The organism is Apibacter muscae (genome assembly GCF_007845635.1).
In the GTDB taxonomy this organism is placed as follows: Bacteria; Bacteroidota; Bacteroidia; order Flavobacteriales; family Weeksellaceae; genus Apibacter; species Apibacter muscae.
The window spans coordinates 274,999-300,793 of record NZ_SELG01000029.1 but is presented as its reverse complement, the minus strand read 5'-3'; the positions used below and the strand labels follow the sequence as shown (position 1 = coordinate 300,793).

The 25,795-nt window shown below is 31.3% G+C and carries 29 protein-coding genes and 1 tRNA gene; 22 read left to right on the top strand and 8 right to left on the bottom strand.

Annotation, left to right across the window (positions count from 1 at the left end):
* Positions 1–3 precede the first annotated feature (3 nt).
* From ETU08_RS03435 to ETU08_RS03415, 5 genes are all read right to left on the bottom strand, one after another.
* Positions 4–816 (bottom strand): hypothetical protein, encoded by an 813-nt coding sequence (locus tag ETU08_RS03435; RefSeq protein WP_146261616.1) that lies wholly within the window; start codon positions 814–816, stop codon positions 4–6.
* A gap of 181 nt (positions 817–997) precedes the next feature.
* Positions 998–1,071: transfer RNA gene (locus ETU08_RS03430), tRNA-Ala, on the bottom strand.
* A 5-nt stretch (positions 1,072–1,076) separates the two neighbouring features.
* Positions 1,077–1,514, bottom strand: coding sequence for an RrF2 family transcriptional regulator (locus tag ETU08_RS03425; protein WP_146261615.1), 438 nt, complete (start codon positions 1,512–1,514; stop codon positions 1,077–1,079).
* Positions 1,515–1,525: 11 nt separating this feature from the next.
* Positions 1,526–2,197: a 16S rRNA (cytidine(1402)-2'-O)-methyltransferase gene (rsmI, locus tag ETU08_RS03420; protein ID WP_146261614.1), complete on the bottom strand. Its 672-nt coding sequence runs from the start codon at positions 2,195–2,197 to the stop codon at positions 1,526–1,528.
* Between the two features lie 2 nt (positions 2,198–2,199).
* Positions 2,200–2,919 (bottom strand): DUF8457 domain-containing protein, encoded by a 720-nt coding sequence (locus tag ETU08_RS03415; RefSeq protein WP_146261613.1) that lies wholly within the window; start codon positions 2,917–2,919, stop codon positions 2,200–2,202.
* An 82-nt stretch (positions 2,920–3,001) separates the two neighbouring features.
* Here ETU08_RS03415 and ETU08_RS03410 point away from each other — a divergent pair, with 82 nt between their 5' ends.
* The 3 genes from ETU08_RS03410 (at position 3,002) to ETU08_RS03400 (ending at position 6,773) form a co-directional block, all read left to right on the top strand.
* The gene (locus ETU08_RS03410; RefSeq protein WP_146261612.1) at positions 3,002–3,595 is read left to right on the top strand and encodes a thymidine kinase; all 594 of its coding nucleotides are present in this window, start codon (positions 3,002–3,004) and stop codon (positions 3,593–3,595) included.
* Positions 3,596–3,617: 22 nt separating this feature from the next.
* Positions 3,618–6,068: a bifunctional UDP-N-acetylmuramoyl-tripeptide:D-alanyl-D-alanine ligase/alanine racemase gene (locus ETU08_RS03405; RefSeq protein ID WP_146261611.1), complete on the top strand. Its 2,451-nt coding sequence runs from the start codon at positions 3,618–3,620 to the stop codon at positions 6,066–6,068.
* Between the two features lie 63 nt (positions 6,069–6,131).
* A complete protein-coding gene (locus ETU08_RS03400) occupies positions 6,132–6,773 on the top strand; it encodes a hypothetical protein (protein WP_146261610.1) in 642 nt (213 codons plus the stop codon).
* Between the two features lie 67 nt (positions 6,774–6,840).
* Here ETU08_RS03400 and hemC read toward each other — a convergent pair whose 3' ends face one another.
* Both hemC and hemA read right to left on the bottom strand, forming a co-directional pair.
* A complete protein-coding gene (gene hemC / locus ETU08_RS03395; RefSeq protein ID WP_146261609.1) occupies positions 6,841–7,755 on the bottom strand; it encodes a hydroxymethylbilane synthase in 915 nt (304 codons plus the stop codon).
* A gap of 9 nt (positions 7,756–7,764) precedes the next feature.
* Positions 7,765–9,018: a glutamyl-tRNA reductase gene (gene hemA, locus ETU08_RS03390; RefSeq protein ID WP_185145269.1), complete on the bottom strand. Its 1,254-nt coding sequence runs from the start codon at positions 9,016–9,018 to the stop codon at positions 7,765–7,767.
* 176 nt (positions 9,019–9,194) lie between these two features.
* Here hemA and ETU08_RS03385 point away from each other — a divergent pair, with 176 nt between their 5' ends.
* Positions 9,195–10,064: an AraC family transcriptional regulator gene (locus ETU08_RS03385; RefSeq protein WP_146261607.1), complete on the top strand. Its 870-nt coding sequence runs from the start codon at positions 9,195–9,197 to the stop codon at positions 10,062–10,064.
* 100 nt (positions 10,065–10,164) lie between these two features.
* Here the strand turns inward: ETU08_RS03385 and ETU08_RS03380 are convergent, their stop codons facing one another.
* The gene (locus tag ETU08_RS03380; RefSeq protein ID WP_146261606.1) at positions 10,165–10,857 is read right to left on the bottom strand and encodes a hypothetical protein; all 693 of its coding nucleotides are present in this window, start codon (positions 10,855–10,857) and stop codon (positions 10,165–10,167) included.
* Positions 10,858–11,009: 152 nt separating this feature from the next.
* On the opposite strand from ETU08_RS03380, the gene ETU08_RS03375 reads away from it, so the two are divergent.
* From ETU08_RS03375 to ETU08_RS03290, 18 genes are all read left to right on the top strand, one after another.
* Positions 11,010–12,014: an AAA family ATPase gene (locus ETU08_RS03375; RefSeq protein ID WP_146261605.1), complete on the top strand. Its 1,005-nt coding sequence runs from the start codon at positions 11,010–11,012 to the stop codon at positions 12,012–12,014.
* A gap of 41 nt (positions 12,015–12,055) precedes the next feature.
* Positions 12,056–12,922 (top strand): DUF58 domain-containing protein, encoded by an 867-nt coding sequence (locus tag ETU08_RS03370; protein WP_146261604.1) that lies wholly within the window; start codon positions 12,056–12,058, stop codon positions 12,920–12,922.
* A 3-nt stretch (positions 12,923–12,925) separates the two neighbouring features.
* A complete protein-coding gene (locus tag ETU08_RS03365; RefSeq protein ID WP_146261603.1) occupies positions 12,926–13,858 on the top strand; it encodes a hypothetical protein in 933 nt (310 codons plus the stop codon).
* Entirely contained in the window at positions 13,848–14,849 is a 1,002-nt protein-coding gene (locus ETU08_RS03360; protein ID WP_146261602.1) for a vWA domain-containing protein, read from the top strand. Before ETU08_RS03365 ends, ETU08_RS03360 begins: the two co-directional genes overlap by 11 nt.
* Positions 14,850–14,860: 11 nt before the next feature.
* Positions 14,861–15,874 carry a VWA domain-containing protein gene (locus ETU08_RS03355; RefSeq protein WP_146261601.1) on the top strand — a complete coding sequence of 338 codons (1,014 nt, stop codon included), beginning with the start codon at positions 14,861–14,863 and terminating at the stop codon, positions 15,872–15,874.
* A gap of 18 nt (positions 15,875–15,892) precedes the next feature.
* On the top strand, positions 15,893–16,720 hold the full coding sequence (locus tag ETU08_RS03350) for a tetratricopeptide repeat protein (RefSeq protein WP_146261600.1): 828 nt from the start codon (positions 15,893–15,895) through the stop codon (positions 16,718–16,720).
* A complete protein-coding gene (locus ETU08_RS03345) occupies positions 16,714–18,486 on the top strand; it encodes a BatD family protein (protein ID WP_146261599.1) in 1,773 nt (590 codons plus the stop codon). The genes ETU08_RS03350 and ETU08_RS03345 overlap by 7 nt, the downstream gene beginning before the upstream one ends.
* Positions 18,487–18,551: 65 nt before the next feature.
* Positions 18,552–18,752: a hypothetical protein gene (locus ETU08_RS03340; RefSeq protein WP_146261598.1), complete on the top strand. Its 201-nt coding sequence runs from the start codon at positions 18,552–18,554 to the stop codon at positions 18,750–18,752.
* Positions 18,753–18,923: 171 nt separating this feature from the next.
* On the top strand, positions 18,924–20,066 hold the full coding sequence (locus ETU08_RS03335; RefSeq protein ID WP_146261597.1) for a LysM peptidoglycan-binding domain-containing protein: 1,143 nt from the start codon (positions 18,924–18,926) through the stop codon (positions 20,064–20,066).
* 12 nt (positions 20,067–20,078) lie between these two features.
* Complete coding sequence (locus ETU08_RS03330) at positions 20,079–20,435, top strand: hypothetical protein (RefSeq protein WP_146261596.1); 357 nt, start codon at positions 20,079–20,081, stop codon at positions 20,433–20,435.
* 11 nt (positions 20,436–20,446) lie between these two features.
* Positions 20,447–20,938: a DUF4280 domain-containing protein gene (locus ETU08_RS03325; RefSeq protein ID WP_146261595.1), complete on the top strand. Its 492-nt coding sequence runs from the start codon at positions 20,447–20,449 to the stop codon at positions 20,936–20,938.
* Positions 20,939–20,942: 4 nt separating this feature from the next.
* Positions 20,943–21,689 carry a hypothetical protein gene (locus ETU08_RS03320; RefSeq protein ID WP_146261594.1) on the top strand — a complete coding sequence of 249 codons (747 nt, stop codon included), beginning with the start codon at positions 20,943–20,945 and terminating at the stop codon, positions 21,687–21,689.
* Between the two features lie 66 nt (positions 21,690–21,755).
* The gene (locus ETU08_RS03315; protein ID WP_311388696.1) at positions 21,756–22,592 is read left to right on the top strand and encodes an OmpA family protein; all 837 of its coding nucleotides are present in this window, start codon (positions 21,756–21,758) and stop codon (positions 22,590–22,592) included.
* Between the two features lie 123 nt (positions 22,593–22,715).
* Entirely contained in the window at positions 22,716–23,540 is an 825-nt protein-coding gene (locus ETU08_RS03310; protein ID WP_146261592.1) for a hypothetical protein, read from the top strand.
* Between the two features lie 18 nt (positions 23,541–23,558).
* Positions 23,559–23,924, top strand: a complete 366-nt coding sequence (locus ETU08_RS03305; RefSeq protein WP_146261591.1) for a hypothetical protein — start codon at positions 23,559–23,561, stop codon at positions 23,922–23,924.
* Positions 23,921–24,706, top strand: coding sequence for a hypothetical protein (locus tag ETU08_RS03300; protein ID WP_146261590.1), 786 nt, complete (start codon positions 23,921–23,923; stop codon positions 24,704–24,706). The genes ETU08_RS03305 and ETU08_RS03300 overlap by 4 nt, the downstream gene beginning before the upstream one ends.
* Before the next feature lie 71 nt (positions 24,707–24,777).
* On the top strand, positions 24,778–25,116 hold the full coding sequence (locus ETU08_RS03295; RefSeq protein WP_185145268.1) for a hypothetical protein: 339 nt from the start codon (positions 24,778–24,780) through the stop codon (positions 25,114–25,116).
* Between the two features lie 7 nt (positions 25,117–25,123).
* Positions 25,124–25,792, top strand: coding sequence for a hypothetical protein (locus tag ETU08_RS03290; RefSeq protein WP_146261588.1), 669 nt, complete (start codon positions 25,124–25,126; stop codon positions 25,790–25,792).
* Positions 25,793–25,795: the final 3 nt, after the last annotated feature.

The window sequence follows — 25,795 nt, the reverse complement described above, 5'->3', positions numbered from 1 at the left end:
GGTTTAGTGGTTTAGGTTTTCCGGTTTTTCATCCAGCCAAAACTGCATTCGTTCCTCTGTAGGTGTTTCCCCGGTAGAAAAGCTGGCAGTTTCCTCCAGTTTTTCTATTGTAAATAAAAAATCAATTTTTTCACTTTTAAAAAAGCTAAAAGAAGCCTCTTCAATACTTTTATGTTTATTTTCCAGCAAATACCGAAGCTCTATTCTTTCGTCACGCTCTTCCTGCAATCCTTCTCGGTAAAGCCCAAAACAATTATTTTCATTCGTTTCCATATCCACCCATTGCGAAAATAAAAAATCAACCCCTTTGTATCTTAGTGTATATTCCCGGTAAAAATCATCACCCAGCGTTTGGTTGTAAATTCCGCCAAAATAAAGGAAGAAAAAATAATTTTCTTCTAGCTTTTCCTTTAGTAAACTATGCAGTGTATAAGAACGGTGGGTTTGGTTTATGTAGTGAACCGAATAAGCATCTACATAATATTCTAAAAGTTTAGTATAAATTTTTTGCCACCGAGTTTTTATTTCTTCATAATTAGAAATATAACTTATATCTCCCTGTCGGTTTAAAGAAAGGCAAAGAGGATATAGAGCCTGCCCGGCTTTATGCGCTAGTTGCTCTGCCATTAAATCAGGAGGATTATTATTAATTAAAAAATTTTTTGCTTCTATTTGTACCGAGTTTCCTTTTTGTTCCAATTGCACCTCATAAGTAAGCAAGGAGTTTCCTCTTTGCAAACTTGCCCGGTAGCTGCTTTGGGAGGAAATAACCCCACGGAAAATTGAATTCCCGTTGCTAAAAATAACTTTGTTCATAACAAATAGAATAAATATTAATGTATATATATTTAAATAATATATAAAATAAACATAAAGTTAATTAAAAAAGGATTTAATAAATTTTTTATTTTAAAATAATTAACAAATAAAAAACTAGATTTTTAAAATAAAAAGAATAAAAAAGACTGTACATAAAAAATGTACAGTCTTTTTCTTGTGGAGCTGATGGGGCTCGAACCCACGACCTTTAGACTGCCAGTCTAACACTCTAGCCAACTGAGCTACAGCCCCAAATTTTAAATGACAAAATTAGTATTTTTTTCCTTTCTTGCCAAGCTGGCTAAGGTGGTTTTTTCATAAATTTTTAGGGTAGCATCCCTAACCTCTGCAAAAGTTTCTTTGATAGTGCAAAAATAGTCGTTTTTGCAAGTGTCGCAGGTTTGGTTGTACATAATTGAAACGCAAGGGATTAAAGCGATAGGGCCATCCATTAAACGAATAATATCAATTAAAGTGATTTCTTCAGCCCCCTTGTTTAGTTTATATCCACCTTTAGCCCCCCGTTTACTCGTTAAAAATTGTGCGTTTTTTAAATCTCGTAAAATATTCTCTAAAAATTTTTTGGGAATATGTTCGTCTTTAGCAATCTCTGAAGACAAAACGCTTTTCCCCATTTCTTGCCGGGCAATGTAAATAAGAGCTTTTAAGGCATATTTGCATCGGTTAGATATCATAATTTTTATACTTATAATCCTTCAATTAATAAAACGATTTCTCCTTTGATAGGTTTGTCCGAAATTTGTTTAAAAACCTCTTCCGCTGTTCCTCTTATAGTTTCTTCGTATAATTTAGAAATTTCTCGGCTAAGACTAACCTTTCTTTCAGCACCAAAAATTTTTATTATTTGTTCTAGGGTAGAAAGTATTTTGTGTGGACTTTCGTACATAATAACGGTTCTTTCTTCTTTAGAAAGTTTTTCTAATTTGGTTTGTCTTCCTTTTTTTTGAGGCAAAAAACCCACAAATAAAAATTCATGAGAAGGAAGCCCGGAAACGACCAAAGCAGGTACAAAAGCAGTTGCTCCCGGTAAACATTCTACAACAATTGAATTTTCAATGCAAGATTTGACTAAAAGATATCCCGGATCTGAAATTCCTGGGGTTCCCGCATCTGTAATTAAGGCTAAATTTTTGCCGTTTACAATCTCATTTATAAAATGCTCCGTTTTTTGGTGTTCGTTATGCAGATGAAAAGACTGCATAGGGGTTTCAATATTATAATGTTTACATAGTTTGCCCGAGGTACGGGTGTCCTCTGCTAAAATTAAATCCACCTCTTTTAAAATACGAAGCCCTCTAAATGTAAGGTCTTCCAAATTACCGATGGGGGTGGGGACTAAAAAAAGCTTTCCGCTCACGGTTAATTTTTTAAAGAGTTAAAACGTTCAACAATCAATTGAGAAAGACGCTCAACATGCAATCCCTTATTTTTCCAATCGTATTTTACAAACATCTGTTCTATCCATTTTTTAGCCTCTTCCAAAGATTGGGTTTGGTTTAAAAGTTTAAATTCAGTATCCATAGCAGCCTTGCTACCTTTAAACAGTTGGCTAATAAAAGTTATAGAATCACCAAAACTAGGCGATACAGGGGGAAGATTTATTTTAGAGGCAGATAAATTTTCGGAATACGTTTTTTCATCCTTATTTATAAGGGGTGCAATATCAGCAATCTCAATATCCAAAGGTTTCAATTTGTTTGTTTTAAACACAGATTCATCAGAAGAAGATACAAGCTCTTCAGTCGTAGGTGTTAAGTTCGGTTCAGTTTCCTCTACAACTACACTATCTTTGGGTGTTTCAGTAGTAGATATAACAGGTTCAATGGGTGGTTCATTAACTACATTTGAATAGAAATCTCTAGGTTCTTCAGTTTTAGGTGCAACTTCAGAGTGATTTTCTAATATTTGTTGGTACTTGGAGGTATTTAGTTGCTTTAAAAAAATAAATTTTTCGTATAAGTTTTGAATTTTTTGTTGGTACGTTAATAAACCGTATAAATTTTGTATGTTGCTTAACTCTTTAGCGATCAATTTAATTTCTTCTAGTATCTCTTTTTGAAATGACTCTCTTGCATTCATAAATTACTTTTTAATCTGTTGGTTATTGTTTATGTTTGTACAAACAAAGGATAATTTTTTTTTAAAGTTCCTAAAATTACAAATGTTTCTCGAAAATACAATAAATAGTAAATCACAAACAGGTTGGATAGAAATTATTTGCGGATCTATGTTTTCTGGCAAAACGGAAGAGTTAATTAGAAGACTGAGAAGAGCGCAATTGGCCAAGCAAAGAATAAAAGTTTTTAAGCCCACTTTAGATATAAGATATCAGGAAGATCAAATAAACACCCATAACCAATGGTTTCTGGAAGCAATATCCGTGGATTCGCCTAAAGAGATCCCAGTGAGGGTAGAAGATTGTGAAGTTGTAGGGATTGATGAAGCCCAATTTTTTGATGAAAGCATTGTAGAAATTTGTAATCTTTTAGCCAACCAAGGTAAGAGAGTCATTGTTGCAGGTTTAGATATGGATTTTAGAGGCAGACCCTTCGGGTCTATGCCGAATTTAATGGCAATTGCGGAATATGTAACTAAAGTACGCGCCATATGTGCTAAAACAGGTGCTTTAGCTAATTATTCGCATCGTATTACAACCAATCAGCATTTGATAGACTTGGGTGAAAAAGATAAGTACGAACCCTTAAGCCGTTCTGAATTTTGGAAAATTTTAGATTTAGAGAAACGTAAAAAATAAATGTTTTAATTTACACATAACCATGGAGATGTATACGGTTGGAGAACTAGCCTCACTTACTAATGGAAAGGTGATTGGGGATTCAAACAAAAAAATTTCTGAAATTTTCTACGATAGCAGGTCTATTGTTAGTCCTAAAGAAGGAATTTTTTTTGCTCTAACGGGAAATAGTAATGGACACGACTATATAGAGGAAGTCTTTACCAAGTCTATACGAATATTTGTTTGTTCATATATACCCGTTAAACATGAGCAAGCCACTTATATTTTAGTTGACAATCCTTTGGAAGCTTTGCAAAAATGGGCAAAAGAGCATTTAAAAAAATATCCGGTGAAGACTATTGGAATAACAGGGAGCAATGGGAAAACCATTGTTAAAGAATGGTTATTTCATGCTTTAAATTCTGAACTTAAAGTATATAGAAGCACTAAAAGTTATAACTCTCAGCTAGGATTAGCCATTTCCATATTGCAAATGAAACCCGGATATGACTTAGGAATTTTTGAGGTTGGAATTTCATACCCTGGAGAAATGGAAAAACAAGAAAAAGTCTTGTCACCAAAAATTGGGGTTTTAACCAATGTATTGGAAGCACATTCCGCAAACTTTAAGGATAAGGAAGATTTAATTGTTGAAAAAATTAAATTATTTAAACACTCCGAAGCTATCTTATGTAACGATCAACCCAAGATCAGGACAATAATTAAACAAGTGTATCCCGATAAGAAAATTATTTTTTTTGGTAAAGATGCTGATTCGGATATTCAATTATTAAACGTAGTTAAACAAAATAAAAGCACATGTTTAAACGTTAAAATAAATTCTAAAGAAGAATCGTTTACGATTCCTTTTTCAGATGAAGCATCCATACAAAATGCTTTGTGTTTGCTAGCAATCTTGTTTTATTTAAACATGGATGTTGCGCTTATAAAAAAGAAATTTCTTCAATTGTATGGAATTTCCATGCGGTTAGAATTGATCCATGGAGATAACGATAGCGTTGTTATTAATGACACTTTCAATTCAGATATAAAATCTTTAGAAATTGCCTTGCAGCAATTGTATCAACAAAATAAACCTAAAAAAATCTTAATCCTTTCAGATATTTTACAATCTTCTTCAAAAGAAGAAGAACTATGGAACCAAGTATCCACCTTAGTAAATGCCTATCCTCTAGATCAATTATTATTGATTGGAGAAAAAGGAGCAAAATATAAACAGTGGTTTAAACATGCTACTTATATATTTTCTACAACGCAAGAGGTAATAACATTTATAAAAAAATCTCCGCCTAAAGATTCAGCTATTTTGTTAAAAGGAGCCAGAGATTTTGGTTTAGAAAGAATTTCAAAATTTTTACAATCTCAGTCTCACGATACCATCTTAGAAGTCAACCTAAATGCATTAAGGTTTAACGTTAAATATTTTAAAAGTTTATTAAAACCTAAAACTAAAATGATTGCCATGGTTAAAGCTTCCTCTTATGGGATTGGCGGGTATGAAGTTGCGGAGACTTTACAGCTCCATCATATGGATTATTTAGCGGTTGCCTATTCCGATGAAGGGGTATTTCTGAGGAAAAAAGGTATATACCTTCCTATAATGGTAATGAATCCGGAACTAAATAGCTATCAGGCTATTATAGATAATGATTTGGAGCCTGAAGTTTATAGTTTCCGCGTACTTGAAAAATTTACTGAAAGATTAAAAGAATTATCAATAGCAAAAAAATATCCGATTCATATAAAAATTGACACCGGAATGTGTCGTTTAGGATTTAATCCTCAAGAGATTGAAAAATTAGCTTTTCAATTAAAAGAAAACCCTTGGATTGAGGTTAAATCTATATTTACACATTTAGCGGTTTCAGATGTACCGGAAGAAAAAGATTTCACCCAAAGACAGGCGAAACTACTTACATCTGCGTACGATCAGTTGGTTGAAACTTTAGGTTATAAACCTATGTTGCATTGTTGCAATTCCGCAGGGATTGTGAATTATCCAGAATTCCACTTTGATGCTGTTCGTTTAGGAATAGGAATGTATGGCTACATAGATCATAAAGAAACACTTAAAAATTTAGAAAATGTAGTTACCTTACAAACAGTTATATCCAACATACATACCATTCAAGAAGGAGGCACGGTAAGTTATGGAAGAAGATTTAGGGCAAAAAAAACGACTAGGATAGCTACATTGCCTATTGGCTATGCAGACGGAATTAAAAGATTAGCAGGAAATGGTAGGGGTTATGTGCGGGTAAATGGAGCAATTGCTCCTATTGTAGGTTCTATATGTATGGATATGATGATGGTAGATGTAACCGAAATTTTATGTCAAGAGGGAGATGAAGTTATTGTACTTGGAGAATCTCCAAGTTTGTTAGAATATGCCACTTGGTGTGAAACAATTCCCTATGAAATACTTACTTCCATATCTCCTAGGGTAAAAAGAATTTTTTATAAGGAATGAATAAAAATTTAGTGTATTTTATATTTTTATTCCTATATTTACCTACCTAAAGAAAATAAGCTTATGAAAAAAGATTTATCAATTAAAGACAAAAAAATATCCTTTCTATTTCTATTGATAAGCTCATCCATGGTTTTAAGTTGTAATTCTAAAAGTAAGAGGGAGCCTATCAATGTCAATGATACCATTTCTGAAACTATTTCATTAGACCCAATACCTCAAGATTCTATTGTTTTATCTCAGACAGATACATTGCAAAAGGATACTTTAGTTAACCCAACGGTACAAACAATAGTTGAAACACAGGTAATGCCGGAAACCAATTCTAACGTTGTCTCTAAAGAGGGAATATCTTCAAATAATACAAACGTGAATAAAAGTTCATCTTACAAAGTCGAGGAAAAATCAAGACCGGTAGCCAAGAATGACTTGGTTGAAGAAATGAATGATGTCGGAGAATATTTTTACATGAATAAGGAAGGTAATTTTGAGACTTTAAAAGAAAAAGTAATTACCAATAATCAACCCGTATCTTTAAAAAAGGAAAAAAAGGTAAGCACTTCCGCATCCGAAGAACCTAAAACAACTACTCTGGAGGTTCCGAAAGCTAAGGAAGTTGAAGTGGTTGAAGAAAGTACTTCAGTATCTACAGATAATAATAATTCTACCGTACAAGAGAAGATTATAGAAATAAAAGAAAACTAATATTCAAGAATATTCGTAAATATAAATTAGCCAGAAATTAGAACATTCATAACTTAAAATTATTAGTTTAGTTTTTAGTTTTAAATTCTTTTATAATTTCATTCCCTCCTTGTTCAAAGGCTTCTTTACCTAAGGTTTTACCCAAATCGGAGTATTTGTTTATTGGAACTTTCTTTTCAAGAATTAATTTTTTAGATCCATCCAACGATACAATTCCACCCTTAAAAATAATGGATTCATTTTCTATTTTTGCGTAGGCGGCAATGGGTGCAGTACACCCCCCTTCTAAAGAGTTTAAAAAGTCTCTTTCAATTTCTGTACAGATTTGAGTTTCCTTGTGGTTAATTGTATCCATTAAATTAGTAATCTCTTTATTACTTTCTAAGGAGGATATGGCTACAACGCCCTGACCTGGGGCAGGAATTATAAAATCTAGAACTTCGTAATCAATGTTTAAGTTTAAACGTTTAATCCCTGCTAGAGAGAAAATAGTTCCATCTAAATTTTCAGTTTCAAGTTTGGATAATCGAGTTTGTAAATTTCCTCTTAAATTGTGAAAGTTAACGTTTGGGTATTTAGCATTCCAAAAAGCCCTTCGTCTTAAACTTCCTGTGCCAATATGAAGCCCATCAAATTTTTTTAAAGTGGAATTTGTTTTTGGATTTCTCACAAGTATATCTGCTTCATAGTCTCTTTTAAGCACCGCTGATAATACAATACCTTTGGGTAATATAGTTGGAACATCCTTCAAACTGTGAACAGCTATGTCAATTTCATTGTTAAGTAATGCTAGATCTAAATCTCTAGTAAATACTCCTACAATATTCATTTCATACAAAGGTTGAATTAAGTTTTTATCACCTATGGAAGTAATAGGAATAATTTCTGTTGGAATATTTAGTTGATTGAGTTTTTTCTCCACTTCCTTGGCTTGCCATAGAGCCAAAGGACTTTTTCTAGTTCCAATTCTAAGGGGCTTCATTCAATGTAATTATCGGGTAATTTGTAACTTAAACATATCTTTAAACAAATCTGTAGCAATTTCAGACTTGTCAGGATTATTAATCAGATAGTCAGCCAAGCGATTGGTGATTTTCTGTATTAATTGGTTGGAAAGTTCATCTTCAATTTTTGAAGTAATAGAAAGATTTTTATCTAAAGATTTTTTCTGAATATTTTTAATCTTTTCTAAATCTGATTTAAAGGCTTGTATAAGAGGAACGTATCTTCTGTTGTTACACCATAAGATAAATTCTTGCATGATTTCTTGTATAATGCCTTCAGCTTTTGGAATTTCTTGAATTCTTTGTTTAAATGTTTGGTTAATAATACCAGATAAATCGTCCACATTTAAAAGTTTGACATTTTTAGATTCCTTTAACGAGGGACAAACATTATTAGGGACAGATAAATCTAGAAAAGTTATGGATTTAGAATTATTAGTCAAATCTTCTTTATTAAAAATCGTTTTATTTGCACCGGTGGCAACAATAACAATATCTGATTGATTGATTTCTGTATGAAGATCTTTATAATCTTTCACATTAAGGTGAAAGCTATCTGCCAAATCTTGAGCATTGGCTCGTGTACGGTTGATTAATGTTAGATTATTTGGGTACTTTAAATGTTTAATAAGATTTTCGCAGGTATTGCGACCTATCTTCCCTGTGCCAACAAGGATGATTTTTTTACTTGAAATTTCAGGAACATTATGAATCAAATAATAAACAGCAGCGTACGAGACAGAGGTAGCTCCACTGCTTAAAGCTGTAGAATTCTTTATTTTTTTGGAAATTTGGATTCCAGTATTTACCAATCTCTCCAGAAAGGCGTTAGTTAACTTAAATTTTTTAAATGAATTGAATGATTTCTTTATTTGAGAAATTATTTCAAAATCACCAATAATTTGACTTTCCAAGCCAGAGGCTACTCTAAAAAAATGTTTAATCGCTTTTTCTCCTTGATAGATGCAAGAATAGGATAAGAATTCATCGGAGGATGCATAAATATGCTTACAAAAAATTTTAATTAATTCCTGAATTTTTTCTGTTTGTACATAAATTTCAGTTCTATTGCAAGTGGAAAGTACAAAAACTCGGGTATAAGGATCAATTAATGATATTTTCTCACAGAATTGCTGGGTAGTGTTACTATCAAAACTAAATTTCCCGCGAACTTTTGAATTCGCTTTTTCATAGCTAAGACTTACAACAAAAAAATTATTTATGCAGTTAGATAAATACACCGTTAAAAATTTTTCATTGGCAAATCTAGGTTTTCTCCTACATGCAAAATACCTATAGATAAAAAAAAATACCTGTAAAAATTAAAAATTATTTGTTTGTAATTAATCTAAATTATATCTTTAATACATTGAATAATTATTAATCAAGGCTTAATAGCTTTTTTTTAATATATTTTATGGATTTAAAAAATACCTTTAAAAGTAGGATAAGAGAAAACAAGATTAGTGATAAATTATATTTAGCACAAATTGATAACTATACAGATGTAACAGATACTATTTCTAAACCTGTAGAAAAAGAGTTTGTACAAATGTATTTTTGCATAAAAGGAACAGCAACCTTTCATTTTGCAAGAAATGAAATATATTTCATGGAAAAAGAAAGCACCTTGTTAATTTTTCATCCCAAGCAAAATGTGCCAATTAACATAAGCTTAGCTAAAAAATCAAACTTAATTATTATAGTAATTAAGATCCAAGAATTAGAAAAAATTTTTAGTGAGTATACATATAAATTACCTTTCTATGAAAATGCGGAATATAAATGTTTATTTAGAGAAAAATTATTGGGTATTCGAGAAAGACAAATTTTGTCTCAACTGAAAGATTTTATTATAGACGAGGAATTTAAAAATATTTATTTAAAAACTAAAATAATAGAAATATTTCTTTTTTATTTTTCAGATAATGAAAATAATTTAATAAAAAATCAATCAATTAGTCAGGAAAACATTGTTTCAAAAATTCAGGAGATTAAAGAATGTATTTTAGAAAACATAGCAAGTCCTCCTACATTAAAAGAATTATCCAATCAGGTACATTTAAGTGAATACAAAATAAAAGAAGGTTTTAAAAAGATTATTGGGAAATCCTTTTCAACTTACATTCTGGATACTAAGTTGGAAATTGGAAAAGAAAAATTAGATCTAAAATTAAAAAGCGTTAAGGAAATAGCCTACGATTTAGGCTATACAAATCCTAGTCACTTTATAGAAGCTTTTAAAAAAAAATATGGAATAACTCCAAAACAATGGATGCTAAAGTAGATACATTAAAAAGTCTGAAAAAAGTAGATATTTTTATAAAATATACATTCAGACAAAGGTTCATGTTAAATGAATGATATTAAACAAATATCATAGATAACTATTTTTTTAAATTTGTTGGTATGTATTTAATTCTAGATACATTGGTGACAGTAAAAGTACCAGCATCAGGATAATAGACAGGCAAATCTAAATAAGTAACAGATAATTTTTTTACTCCATCAACAATAGTTGCAGATAATTTATGTCCATAATCATCGCCACATCCTGATGGTGGAGTAGGTAAATTTTCTAAAGAATTGGAATATAATTTACTTTCGTTAATTCCTTCAATGATAACAGATCCTCCATTAACAACAACTTCAGTTCCATCTCTATTTTCAGCTGAAAATCTATGTATATTAGCAGATAAAAGATCAATACCTTTATAGGTTAAGGTAAACTCAACAACATTTCCATGACAAGCCCCTACGGATACACCATAAATAGTTGTAATATATCCAGGAACTAAAGGAGTTGGGAGTTCCTCAGTGTGGTTACTTGCCATAGGATCAAATCCTAAATAATAGGAATAACTACTTGGTATAAAGTCATCTTTATATATTTTTCCTGTACTATCAGTCACAATATTGTAAAATCCTTTATCATGATAATCAATAGCATATTCTGCTTTTCTTATGATAAGATCTCCATTAATATCTAAGGTAGCTTCAGGTTTATCAGTTTCAATTCCCACTTGAGAAATTAATAATAATGGAATTGAAAAAAAGTATAAGAGTAAAGTATTTTTCATTTTTTAATAAAGATGATTAGTGCGTTTAGGGCTTTGCAAATATCTTGCCATCTAAAGGTGGTTGATCGTTAATTTAAGATAAATAAATTAACGATTCATTAGTAGTAAAATTCAATAAAATTCTGGACATTTGTTTGTCTTAATAATATAATATGAATTATTTAACAGCTTCTGAGGATATTAAAATTTTGATTGAAAAAGTTCAAGAAAAAAGTAAGGATTTCTCTTTCTTAATTAAAGAAGTGAATCAGGTAATTGTAGGGCAGAAATATATGATCACTCGCTTATTAATAGGACTTTTAGCCAATGGGCATATATTGTTAGAGGGAGTACCGGGCTTAGCAAAAACTTTGGCTATAAAAACGTTATCGGATGCTTTAGACGGAGAATTCTCTAGAATTCAATTTACTCCCGATTTACTTCCTGCGGATGTGATAGGGACTTTAATTTATAATATAAAAGACAACGATTTTAAGGTTAAAAAAGGACCAATATTTGCCAATTTTATATTGGCTGATGAAATTAATAGAGCACCAGCTAAAGTTCAATCAGCATTGCTAGAGGCTATGCAGGAGAAGCAGGTGACTATTGGTGATGAAACGTTCCAATTGCAAGATCCATTTTTAGTTTTAGCTACTCAAAATCCTATAGATCAAGAAGGGACATATGTTTTGCCTGAAGCTCAAGTTGATAGATTTATGTTAAAATGTGTAATTAATTATCCTGAATTTGAAGAAGAAAGAACGATTCTTAGACAAAACATGAGCAAAGATAAATATCAGGTGAGAGAGATATTAAATGTTGAAAAAATTTTTGAAGCACGAGAATTGGTGAAAAGCATTTATATGGATGAGAAAATTGAAAGTTATATTTTAGACCTAACATTTGCTACACGTTATCCTAAAAAATATGAATTAGAAAATCTTTCTCCCTATATCATGTATGGTGCTTCCCCCAGAGGGAGTATAAGTATGGCTATGGCGGCTAAAGCACATGCATTTTTAAATCAGAGAGGATTTGTAATTCCCGAGGATGTTAAAGCTGTTGCTAAGGATGTCCTAAGACATAGAGTGGGGGTAAGTTATGAGGCTGAAGCTGAAAATATAACTTCAGAAAATTTAATTGATGAGATATTAGCTGCAATAGTAGCGCCTTAAAGCTTTATTCAAATGTATTGTTGTAAATAAATACTATAAAAGTGACGGCTGAAGAGGTTTTAAAAAAAATTAAGTTAATTGAACTCAAATCCAAACGAAGGTTGAATTCCTCCTTTCTAGGAGAATACAATAGTTCATTTAAAGGAGTAGGAATGACATTCTCTGAACTGAGACCCTATCAATTTGGTGATGATGTAAGAAAAATTGATTGGAATAAAACTGCGCATTTTCATGAACCTCTAGTTAAAATTTTTGAAGAAGAAAGAGAAATGACATCGATTTTATTAATAGATGTTAGTGGCTCCATGAATTTTGGTACTCGTAAACAATTCAAAAATGAAACTGCTGCTGAAATAAGTGCAATACTTGCTTTTTCTGCAATTAAAAACAATGATAAAGTAGGATTAATTTTATTTTCTGATAAAATTGAAGCTTTTATACCCCCCAAAAAAGGGAATGCTCAAGTTATTCATATAATTAAGACAATACTTGATATAAAATCAATTAATAAATCAGCAAATCTAAACTTGTGTATAGATTTCTTATTAAAAACTATAAAAAGAAAGGCTTCTATATTTTTAATATCTGATTTTGATATAGGCGATTATGAAAAAAAACTTTGTATTTTATCAAAAAAACATCAAGTAACAGGAATTAGAATTTACGATAGAGTTGAACTAAATTTTCCAGATATTGGTTGGGCTCATCTAAAAGATTTGGAAACAGGAGATTTAAAATGGGTAAATACGTCTAACAAAAGTATACGAGAACAATATTCAAAGGAATATAAAAAATTATTATTACAAACGAAAAATGTATTTACTAAATGTGGATCTGGTTTTATAAATATAGCTACGGATCAAGATTATATAAAAGAATTATTTAACTATTTTAAAGAACGTCATTAAACTATGAGGTTAATCGTAGTCATATTCTGTTTTTCCCTTTTTTCAGTATTCGTGAATTCTCAAAATCCGCTAACATCTTCAATATCCTCGAAGAAAATTAAGTACGGGGAGGAAGTGGTTTTAAAATTAGAAGTTAAAGCAAGTAAAAACGAGGCTATAGTATTTCCTGAAATTAAAGATACACTTAGCTATCATTTAGAAATACTTGAAAATAAAAGGGATACCTTATTCAAAGAAGGAATTTACACTTACATAGATAGCATTAAATTCTCAGCATACGAACCAGGAATTTTTACTGTCCCCTCTCAGAAAGTTCAAATCAATTCTAAAGAATATTTTTCCCCTGAATATAAACTTATTATTGATTCTATGGTGGTGGATTCAACGAAGCAACCTTTGTATGATATTTACCCTATTGTTCAAGAACCTAAAATATTCCAAGATTATGTAAAACAATATTGGGTTTATATACTCATGGCTTTCATTATGATTGTTGTAATCTTAATAGTTATGGTTCTCTATTTTATTGAAATTAAGAAGAAAAAAATAAAAGGAGATAAAATTTTATATCCATATAAACTTGCACTAAATAAATTAAATAAGCTTGAAAAATCAGACTACTTAAGTAAAGGTTTAAGTAAAAAATATTATTCCGAAATGGTATTGATATTAAAAGAATATATAGAGCAAAGATGGAAGGTTGGAGCAACACAATTATTTTCGGAAGATTTGATTCTTTATTTAGAAAAGAATTTTAAAATTAAAGAGGAACAGAAAAATGATTTAAAAAATATTTTTCAAGCGGCAGATTTAGCAAAGTTTGCCAAATCAAAACCTACAATAAAAGAGACTGTACAGCATACCCAGATGGCTAAAAAATTTATAAGTGAGTCTAATACGGATTTTTTAATGGACAAAGATGATCATGCGTACTAATTTGGAATTTGCCAATTCTTGGGTTTTAATTTTATTGTTAATAGTTCCGTTATTTATTCTTCTTAAGTATAGGAAGAGGAAAAAGCAAAATTCTATTTTTATTCCTAATTTATCAAAATTCCGTAGCGAGAAAACTATCTTTGAAAGATTAAGACCCGTATGCTTTTGGTTAAGATTATGTACAATCTTTTTACTAATAGTTGCATTGGCAAGACCCAGAAAAGTTCATGTATCTGAAACTTTAAATAACAACAAAGGGATTGATATAATGTTAACGGTGGATGTCTCTTTAAGTATGCTAGCTAAAGATTTGGATCCAGATCGTCTAACGGCATTAAAAAAAGTAGCCAAAAATTTTGTAAAAAACCGACCGGTGGATAGAATAGGTTTAATAGCTTACGCCGGGGAAGCATTGAGCTTGGTTCCATTAACTATTGATAGAAATATTTTAATTCAGCAGATGGATGCATTGCAAACACAAACCTTGGAAGGAGATACTGCTATTGGGGTAGGTTTAGCAACAGCGGTCAGTCATTTAAAAGATAGTAAAACAAAATCTAAAGTAGTTATATTAATGACGGATGGAGTTGATAATGATGGATTTATAAAGCCTCTAATGGCTGCAGACATAGCAAAAAAATACGGAATTAAAGTATATACCATTGGAGTAGGATCGAATGGATTAGCATTATATCCAACTAGCATGAATCCTTATTCCGGTGAAATATTTTTTGAACAACAAAAAGTAGAAATAGACGAAGATTTATTAAAAGAAATAGCCCAAAAAACAGGAGGAAAATATTTTAGAGCTACAGATGCACAAAGTCTTCAAGACATTTACGATCAGATCAATCGATTGGAAAAATCAGAGATTAACAATAGGAAACATTATAACTACACTGAAAAGTATAGATTATTTTTAATACCCGCATTTATAATTTTATTAATCGAGTTATTATTAAGAGGGTTTGTTTATAAATCAATTGCTTAAAATAGATTAAGATGGGCTGGGAATTTGAGAAAACATCATATTTTTATTTATTATTGATAATCCCTGTTTTAATTGGGAGAATTCTTTATTTGCACCAATGGAAAACTAAATCTATCAATAGATGGGTAGAGCCTAAACTAAGGCAACGAATCTTAGGGAAAGTAAATTTAAAAAAATTTATCATTGATAATGTACTCATAATTTTTGCAGTGCTTTCACTTATGGTAGGATTAGTTAATGTTTTAGGAGGAATAGAAAAAAAAGAAATAAAAAGGGAAGGCATAGATGTAGTATTTGTGATTGATGTCTCTAAATCCATGGATGCCCAAGATATCATTCCTTCAAGAATTGAAAAAGCAAAAAAAATATTAGATGATATTTTAAACGGTTTGGACGGTGGAAGGGTAGGCATTGTCATTTTTGCGGGACATTCTTATTCAGTCATGCCATTGTCCAACGATTATGCAGCTGCTGAACTGTATTTAAACAGTGTAGATACTGGACTCATCACCCAACAAGGGACTAACATTGCAGATGCGATCTTGGAAACCTCTAAAATGCTATCAGATGTTTCTAATACATCTAAAGCCATTGTACTGGTATCCGACGGAGAAATTCATGAAGGAGAATTGAATTCATCCATACAGGCAGCAAAGAAAGAAAAAATTACCATTTTTTCAATAGGAATAGGTACTACCCAAGGAGCGCCTATCCCTATGCATACTACAGGTAACGATTTGGATTTTAAAAAAGATAGAAACGGAGAAATAGTACTAACGAAATTAGACGATAATTCTTTGAAAAAATTAGCCTCTGAAACGGGTGGAGCATACTTTCATGGGGACTATTCCTCCAGTGAAATTTCTAAAGAAGTTTTAAAGTCCATTGACTCGTTAAAGAAAAAAGAGCAATCGTCAAGTTATACCTATGATCATAAACAATATTTTCAAATATTTATTAGTATTGCACTAATTTTATTAATTATTGTTTCTTTAACAAATTATAAAAATGATTTTAACATATAATAAAGTACATTTGTTTTAATGTTTTCAAAAATAAAATTAATATTAGTTTTAATTATTATTTTTTCTTTGTCTTTTAGTTTGTTTTCTCAAAATAAATCAAGGAAATATAGGCTGGAGGGTAACCAAGCCTATGAAAAAAAATTTTATGACGAAGCAGCCGCTAATTATTTGCGAGCCATTCAAGAGGGCGATAATTCTTACAAGTCCAATTTTAATTTAGGCAATGCTCTTTTTAAATTACAAAAATATCAAGATGCGATACAGCAATACGAAAAATCAATTAAATTTACCGAGAATAAAATAGAAAAATCAAGAGCATATTTTAATATTGGAGATGCCTATTACCAAAAAAAGCAATACCAGAAGGCAGCAGATAGTTTTAAGCAGGCATTAAAATTAAACCCCGTGGATGAGAGTGCTAGGTACAACTATGCTTTAGCGAAACAAAAACTAAAGAAAGAGAAAGAAAAGCAAAAGGAAAAGAACACTGGAGAAGGTCAGAACAACCAAAATCAAAAAGACCCTAAAAGTTCTCCCAACCAACAAGAGAATCAAACACAAAATCCTTCTCAACCCCCAACGGCAGATAAGCGAAACCAGCAAGGGCAATCGGGAGGATTTCAGAATGATCAGAAAGTTCAGGGAAATGAAAAGCAAGACCAAGGAGAGAAAGAAAGAGATAACCATTCATCACCCGAAAAAGAAGAAATTTTAGAAACAGCGCAAAATCAAGAATTTTACAACGGTATATTAGGCGCTATGCAAGAGCAGGAAAAAAGAGCACAGCAAAAAATTATCAATAAAAGAGTATCTCAACCCACAAGTAAAAAAGAGAAAGATTGGTAACAAAAAAATTCATATTATTCTTTTCTATACTATGGTTAAGTATAGTAGGTACTCAAGCACAGATAACCTTTGAAGCGATTCCACAAAAAACGGTAGTCACTTATCAGGAGCCTGTTAAAATACAATATAGGCTTTCCATAACCCCAAGTAACAAAGAAGTAGGGAGAATGGATATACCCGCGTATACCAATGCACAAATAATTGAAAGAAAAGCCAGTTCCAATATTTTTATAGAAAATGGGAATTCCACCATGGAATATGTAGAAGAAATAACCCTACTCCCCATAAAAGTAGGAAGGCTAAATATAGAATCTGCTACAGTTTCCGTAGCAGGAAAAAAATACAAAACCAAATCTTTTCATATAAAGGTTAAAGAACAAACGGAAGACCAAGCCGATGATCATAAAGAACAGGAGAATCATTTACTTATTCTAAAAGTTTCTACCCTTTCTCCTTATGTAAATGAAGGCACAGTTGTTCAACTAAAATTTTATACCAAACAATTTGAATTTTTAAATAGTTTAACCCATCTTAGCCCACCAAATTTTAAAGGATGGTTTGTTCAACCCATAAAAGAAAAAAATAACAGCTATCAACAAGAAACCATCAATGGAGAAGCATACTTCTCCCGAGTAGTAGCCTCGTATGTAGTTTTTCCTTCACAGCCAGGGAATATAACCTTAGATCCATTTACACTAACCTTAGCACTCTCTAATAATTTTTTTGAGGAGTATGAAATAAATATAAAATCTAATCCTGTTCATTTATTCGTTAAAAGCCTACCTACAGGAGCTCCCAAGAATTTCTATGGATTGGTAGGTCAATTTACGATGAAAGCCACTACCGACAAAGTAAAACTAAATACACACCAAGTAGCGAACTTAAAAGTAAGTGTTGCCGGAACCGGAAATTTATCGTTAGTAAAAATTCCTTCGGTTGGCGTACCCGAAGCCATAGAAGAATATAAACCTGTAATTAAACAACAATTTACACCTACGCTTCAAGGATTAAAAGGAACTTTGGAAGCTTCTTATGTACTCGTACCTCAAGAAGGAGGGAACTATCAATTAAAGGTAGAGCCTTTCAGTTACTTCGATCCGGTTGAAAGAAGATATAAGACAATAACTCCCGATCCTATAGAACTTAAAATAAGTTCTGAAAGTAAAAGAGTAAATAAAAAAAATAAAGACTCTTTGGTAGTAGAAGATAAGCCAGAGAAAAAAATGGAATTTTTAGATTACTCCCAAAATTCCCAATCCAAGCCAGAGGAAAATTCTGTAGTAGTAAATAAATCCAACTTTCTTTATGGAGCTCTTTTTGTGGTTGTCCTTTTGGGGTTATTCCTATTTTTCATTTTAAGAAAGAAGAAGAATTCTAAGAAAAAAGTTCTTAATGAAGATCCTATAGATAAAGAAGATAAAAACCCTAAGACAGTTGAAAAAACGAAAGGAAAAAAGAATCTGGAACCGGCATTGTTTAAACTAAAAAAAATAGCCACCCGCGGGGAAGATAAAAATTCCTTTTATACCTGGGTGGAGGAAATATTGCTGGAAGTGGTTAATGCTAAGATAGATCAAGCAGACCAATATTTATCCCTTTTGGATTTAGAAGAAAAAGTAACTCAAATTTACGGAGAAGAATTGGCCGACGAATGGAAAGAACTATTATTGAAAAGTCAAATTGAAAGATATTCAAATCTCACGGATCAAGATTCCTTGTTAGAAATTTATGATAGAGTAGAAGAATTAATCCAAAAAATGACCTAGTTTTTAACTAGTTAGTTATTTCAAAAAGCTTTTTGTATCTTTGTAGAAATTAAAATCATCTTAAAATGAAGTATTTTTTGAACATTATGTTTGTGCTGTTTATTGCAGTAATTATCTTCAACGCTTCTAAAATTAATTACAGTGTTTCACTTACTTCAGATCCCAATGATCAATTTTTTTACTCCGGTTTAGTTGCAGTGATTGGTATTCTGGTAGTTTTTATTGTTAGACAACTAAGAACTATTTTTCATAATCATAAAGCGTAAAAACAATTATAAAATATTAATAAATAAAAAAAGGCTATTATTATAGCCCTTTTTTAATTGATAATAAAAATTTGGTTTAATTTTTTATTCCATATAGAAAACAATCAGTAATTTTGTAGATAAAATAAAAAGTAATTCTTTTATTCAATTGATTATGATACTATATCTACTATGGAATATGAAAAATACAAAGTTTCTCGAGGAGATACCTTAGAAAGCATTGCGAAAGAATTGAACCTTTCCGTAGCTCAACTCCGAGAGTTTCATAATCGGCATTGTGAGTTGCCATATCTCTTAGGTTCGGGGAAAATACCTTCTTCCGTAAAAGAAATCTTGTATCTACCCCTTCAGGAAATTGAAGAACAAGCCCAGCATAAAATTACCAATCAATCATTTTACCAATTAAGACTTAGACATCCAACCGCAGAACAAATCTATCAAGTAAAAATAAAATTTTTTGAGGAAGGAAAAGAAAATAGCCTTTCATATATAATTAAAATTCTATGGTTGGAAAAAAACACAATAAAAATACATAGAGAAGAATTGTTTATAGATGGAAAAGAACCTAATTTTTTAGTAGATGAATTAGCGACTCAAATCTCTTCTGTATTATATCCCATGGAATTTTATTTAGATGCTCAAGGATGTTTTTACAAAGTAAAAAATCTTTCCCAAATTAAGGAGAGATGGAATCAATTAAAACCTCAGATAGAAAAATTATACAAAGGCAATTGTGTAACAAAGTACTTGTACAACTTTCAAAAAATACTGTTTCAGCCCTATTTATTTAATAAAGCGATGAAACAAGAGGTTTTCTTGACAGCCTATTTTACCCATTTGTATGGTCAATACAACACCCGGGGCGAGGTAGAGGAAATGCTTATCCGTTTTCCTGTTATACCTACCCTAGCTCCGGTACAATATGTAATAAAAAATAGAATAGAATGGTTAGAAGAGGCTAAACAAAAATTGATTAAAATTGAAAGAAAAGGAGAACTTGCAGATCCCAGAAGCTTAAATAATTTTCTTAATGCAATGGATATTCCTTTAAAAAAGGATACCACCAATGAGCATGAGGAAGAAAAAGCTAAAGGTGCTTATAGGTCTAATTATTTTTTACACCCCGGCACTGGCATTATAGATAGTCTTTATTTGGAATGTAATTTGGAAACAGAACGGAATAAAAAAATTTACCTAACCGCTTCCCGATTAAACCAAGATCCTCCCCTAAACAAAACTATAAAAGAAGAGGGGATAATAGAAATAGGAGGACCTAGAGCCCAAAGCCCACAAAGACAAAATTTTTTTGAATAAAAAAAATAATTTATGAATAGGGAAGAAAAAGAATACAAGGTAACTGAAAATGCAAAATTAGATTGCTCTTCGGAAGCCTGTTACGGAAGATTTTTAGAAAATCCCGAGGATGAATTCGGCTTTTGGGTAGATAATTATCCAGCTGTTACCGAAATCCATACCCTGCTTTCCGGTTTTAGCTTTTGTGCCTATACTCGAGAGACTTGCAATTTTAGCCCAGTGGGAACTTGGAAAACTTCTTTGATAGGAATTATTATGCATACCAAAACCATACTTTCGACCGGGGCCTGTTTACTATGTAAGCAGAGAGATACCATGATCATAAAGGAGTTCGAACAGAAGGGAGAAGGAAGCTATATTAAATTTTAAATTAACTAACAATGAGTGAAAAATTTGCGGTTGTACAAGGAGCTATATGTAGTTGTCAATTTGGCTCTGCCTCCGATCAGCTAAAAGTAAACAGCCACCAAAAAGAATATGCGAACGATCCTGAAGGAGCAGAAAAGCTTATTGCAACCACAAAGGAGTTAGGAACTGCTACTTTTGAAAATAATAGTTTCGGGAGCTGTTCCCAAATGGGAAACCCGCCACCACCCTGCAAAGTAAATGTGACTCAATGGCAAGGCTTTTATGAAAAAGTTACCCTGAGCAACGGGGGGAAAGTCTTATTGGAAGATAGCAAAGCCATTTGTGCTATTGCCGGTACTCCCTGCATATCCATAGAATGGCATGGACAAATTATGGAATTGGCTGAACAAAATTTTAAAAATGTAAACACAGATATACACAGCCAACTGAATCCTTTGGTAGATTTAAATGAATTGATGCAGGACGAAGAAGAAAGTTGGATAGATAACGATAATAATAAATAAAATTATGCCTAGAGGAGTTGCCAAAATAAGTTACATAGATCCCTCAAAAACTGGTAATGTATCTAATATACAAAAAGTAATACCCTATTCCAACAGAATAGAAGTAAAAATAAGCACATTTCAATCCGTTGAGATTCCTTTTTTTGTTGTACAATGGTTAAACGATACAAAAAATAGTGATAAGTTAAAACCAGTTACTTGGTTGGAGCAAACCGAAAATCGAAAAAATATTATATCCACAACAAAAATACGTAGTGGCTTTCACTTTTTTTTTACTATAAAAAGGAAATATTGCGGGCTTAAATCGCATTATATAGAAGCCTCTTTATCAGGATATCAGGATTTTAATAGAGAAACAGGTATTTATGTACGAGGAATTTGTGATTTTAAAATCACCGATTGTACTTGGAGTTTATTTAAATACGGGCCCGATATTCGGGCAGAACATAAGTGCTTTTACGGAGAAAAAATATGGCTTCGGTTACAAACTGAAGGAATGAACGGGTATAAAAATGTAAAAATTGAAGTATACCGTGCCTTAAAAAAATTAGAAAATACCCCTAAAGATCCTTTAGTAGCTACTTTTACAGCATCCGTTATAAATGGAGAAATAAATACCGAAGTAAAAACTACAGCTTGGTACAATATAATAGATCGGCAACCCGAAGAATATTTTTATCTACGGGTAAGAAATCCCGAGAATAAGATTAGCCATGTAGTAGACATCAATGGAAAATATTTTACCGGATGATTTTTAGTTTTTGTAAATCGATTAAATGTAGCTCCTTCTGTATCTAACAATACTACCCCAACCAAGCTGGGAGAGCCTTCTGTTTCTTCCGCACAGGCAGAAAGTTGTCGTTTTGAAGAAATTGTAATAACAGAGACCCATGGAAAAGAAAAAAATATCTATAGTATATTTAACAGCCATACCCCCCATCAAATACCTGGATTTAAAATATACGATGCCAAAACCATTGTTTATTTCTTAAAAAATACCACTTCCTTTTCCAACGAGCATATGCCCGAACTTACAGCTGTTCTTCAATATGCCATACAGTATAAATCCCAATTAAAAATTACCGGCTTTGCCTCCTCCGAGGAGAACCTCGAATATAACAATAAAATAGCATTACAAAGGGCAGAGGCGATTCGCGATTTTTTTGTGGCTAATGGAATAAATAAAAACCAAATAACCCTCTTTTATAAAATACAAAAAACTGAATGGAAAGAACAAGCACGCAAAGCAGAAATTACTTTTAAACTCTTTAATTTTTCTAATACAACCCTTACCTATGCAACGGTTGCCCCTTCTACTACGCCTAATAATCTTACTATAAAGGTAAATGACTTTAATACCCTTACCTGTTTTATAGAAAAAAATAATGTACAAACTCCGCATAGCCGAAAAATTTGGACCAAATACAATTTGGAAAAATCAGCGGAAGGAGATAGCATTGTTCTACCGCTTACCTCCAAGTTAAGTACTTACAATGTAGCACCCTTATTTCAGTATATTTGGCCCGGAAGCACCCATTGCTATAAATATACCGAAGTACATATACATTCCTGTGCCTTTTATTCGGATACTACCCAACCTACCTTAGCTCTCCATGTATACCCGGATATTAAATGGACATTGGAATTTAAATAGTGCCATAAATATCCTTTTGCTTATACTTATGGAAGTAAACTTCATCCATATGATGTAAAAGATGGGAAAGAAAAAGTAATTGGTACTTTAATAGATCAAAGTTGGTCTGAAAATTATGGTGAGATGGCTCAATATTTTGGACTATCATTAAACGCTGAATGGAATAGAGGAACCAATCTACCGCAAAAAATAGAAATAGGACAAGAATTTGGATTAAGAATAGCAAAAACACTAGGTATTATTAATAAAATAAAACAAACAGTTCAAGGGATTTCTAATTCCCCTTTAGCTAAGGGAAAGGTAATGTTTGAAATTAAATCTCCAGTTATTGCTTTTTCTGCACAATGGTATTTGGCTAAAGCTAAAAAAGAGTCTTCAAAAGTAGCTACTATAGTAGTAATAGGGGTTGATGCAAAGCCTTTTGTTGAAGCTGAATTTACAATTAATGTTTTTAAATTATTTATAGAAAGTGTTGGTAATGCTGTTTGCCCTGGGGCAGGGAATGTAATTAGTTGGGTATTAGATAAATTAAAAAAGAATGCTGGAATTCATTTTTTAATTATTTTTTCGGGAGGAATCTATGCCAATGGAAGGGTGAATATTAATACTTTATATCCTGAGGAAACTAGTGGAGAAGTAAAAGTGACTGGAAAGATTCAAATAACGGTTGAATTTAAAGCTTGGGCAGGAGCAGAAATAGGCTATATTGGAGTAGACGGTGTGATAAAAGCTAATGTTGAGACATCTGTAACAGGAGGAATAAAAGTAGGGGCAGATAATCAAGGGATTTACGCAAGTCCCATAGCAGAATTTGCAGGAATAAAAGCGAATTTTGTAGCTATTGGAACTATAAAATTTGGAATTTTTAAAAAGACATACTCATATGAAGAAGAAGCTATATTTGTAGAACCAGATCAAATACCATTTGATAAATCATATATTAACTAGATTTAAAATATAAGAATTATGAAAAATATATTTTATTACATCATTATTATGTTGATTTTAGCAACTATTACATGTAATTGTAATTCAAATAATACTAATAATAAAATAATTGGAACATGGAAAGGATATGTCATTGATTATCAGACAAAAAAACCTATTGATAGTTTAAAAATGGAATTTAAAAAAGATAATCTGCTAAACTATAAAATTGGTTTTGGAAAAAATGAACAGACTATAAATTTGAGATTTAGAATAGATGAACAGTTTATTTATACCCGAGAACTTAATTCTAATGAGGAAGATAAAGCAAAATATTCTATTGAAAATGATTCCTTAATTTTAGATTTTGAAGGACTAAGTATAAAACTCTTAAAAATACAATGAATAATATATTACAACCTTTTTATTTAGTAGATTTTACTTCTTCTATATGCAATTTTGAAATTTATATAAATGATATGCCTGTCTTTTTGCATTATGATGAAGGAAGCCTCTCTACGCACTATCCTATTAATCATTTCATTTTAGAAAGCGGAATACAAAATATAAGAATAAGAGTAATTCCTTTAAAAGAAGAAAATTTTTTAAGAAAAGAAGCTTCTCTAAGAATAAAAATTTATTTTTATGATAACTATGATAACTCTTATCAAAATTTAATTCAAGTATTTGAATTCATTACACCGGATTTATCAGAGCAAGAAATGCCCTTATTAGAGTTTAAAGGAAATTTTCAAGCCGAAGTACCTTATGAACTAATAGGTTGGAAAAAATCAATAATCTTAGCAGAAGATAAATTACAAATAAAACAGGCAATGAATTTTTATAAAAAAATTTATTCTTTATTTGAAAACAAGAACTATCAGGAAATTAATGCACTACAAAATAAAAAATATAAAGAAATAGATACTGCATTATATATTAAAAATGCAGATAACTTATTAGAATGGATGCAAGTGATAGAAGAAATAAATATAAGTAAAATGTTGTTGCAAGAATTCCCTCTTAGTTTGGTACCTATTTTTTATGCAGAAGGAAAGGTAATTAATCTAACAAGAAAAGATGGTAGCCCAATCTTACATTTTAAAAATGAAAATAATGAAGAATTTAGTTTTCCTACATTAATACATAAAAAGAGTATGGATTCAGAATTTGAAATTATAAGATAATTCTTTCTTCCAAAAAAGAAAAAGCAACAGTATTACACAATATATATCTAGATATTAAATCGGAATTTGTGGTGGTTACCGTAAAAGCCGATGTCTATTTTGAAGCCTCTGGCAGTGGAGAATCCTCCATTACCTTTGGGCATACCATCAATTACGATGACAAAGGTCTGTACTATCGCCCTCAGTTGGGGTTTGATGGATTAAATGCCAAATACATTATTTATGTAAGTGTAGGCTTAGCCATGAAAATAGCCAAGGACAAAAACAAGGTAGAAACCGAACGCAAAGGTAATCAATGGGAAATTGCCCGGGGAAATTATGATGATGTTATTCCTAAATTTGATGTTATAGAAGAATTAGAAACATTATTGAATATAGATGCGAACATACCATTAATTAAAAATAAATAAATAAAAAATGAAAAAGTTATGTACCCTACTATTAAGTTGTTTACTAATGGTTTCCTGTCAATCTCAAACTGATTTGGAAGCTTTAAAATTTGGAACAGATATAAGCACATTATTGAATAAACTGGAAGATCAACATAAAGATTCCAATTATAATATACCCCGTTACGGTTATTCTACCCAACAGTTAGACCACTTTATGATAGGTAACATAGCCTTGAACACCTATTCTTTTGATAATTATTATAATACCCTGGATAATGAACTTTATTTGGCAGTGGATAGCTATAAGAATAATCAATATGTAGGTTTCTCCGCTCTGATCCAAGATCCAGAAAAGGAACAGGAACTTACCGATTATTTTCTTTCCCAAATGGGAGAACCCATAAAAAAATATATAAATGAAAAAAAAGAAAAAGGTTACTTAGATGCCAAATATTTATGGGATGATCTTAAGAAGAATAGACTAGTATACATTTACCGACATCATACCAGAGATAAAAGAGGAAATACAGAAGAAGAAATGAAATTTGTTTACACCTATTTTTTAATTGTAAAAAGAGATTTAGAAGGCAAGCCAGATAAAAACAACAATCCGGAAAATGTAAAAAAATTATTGGAAGAAAATCCCAGAGCATTTGCAGTACTAGAAATATTAAAAAGCAGATTTCCCAATTAAAAA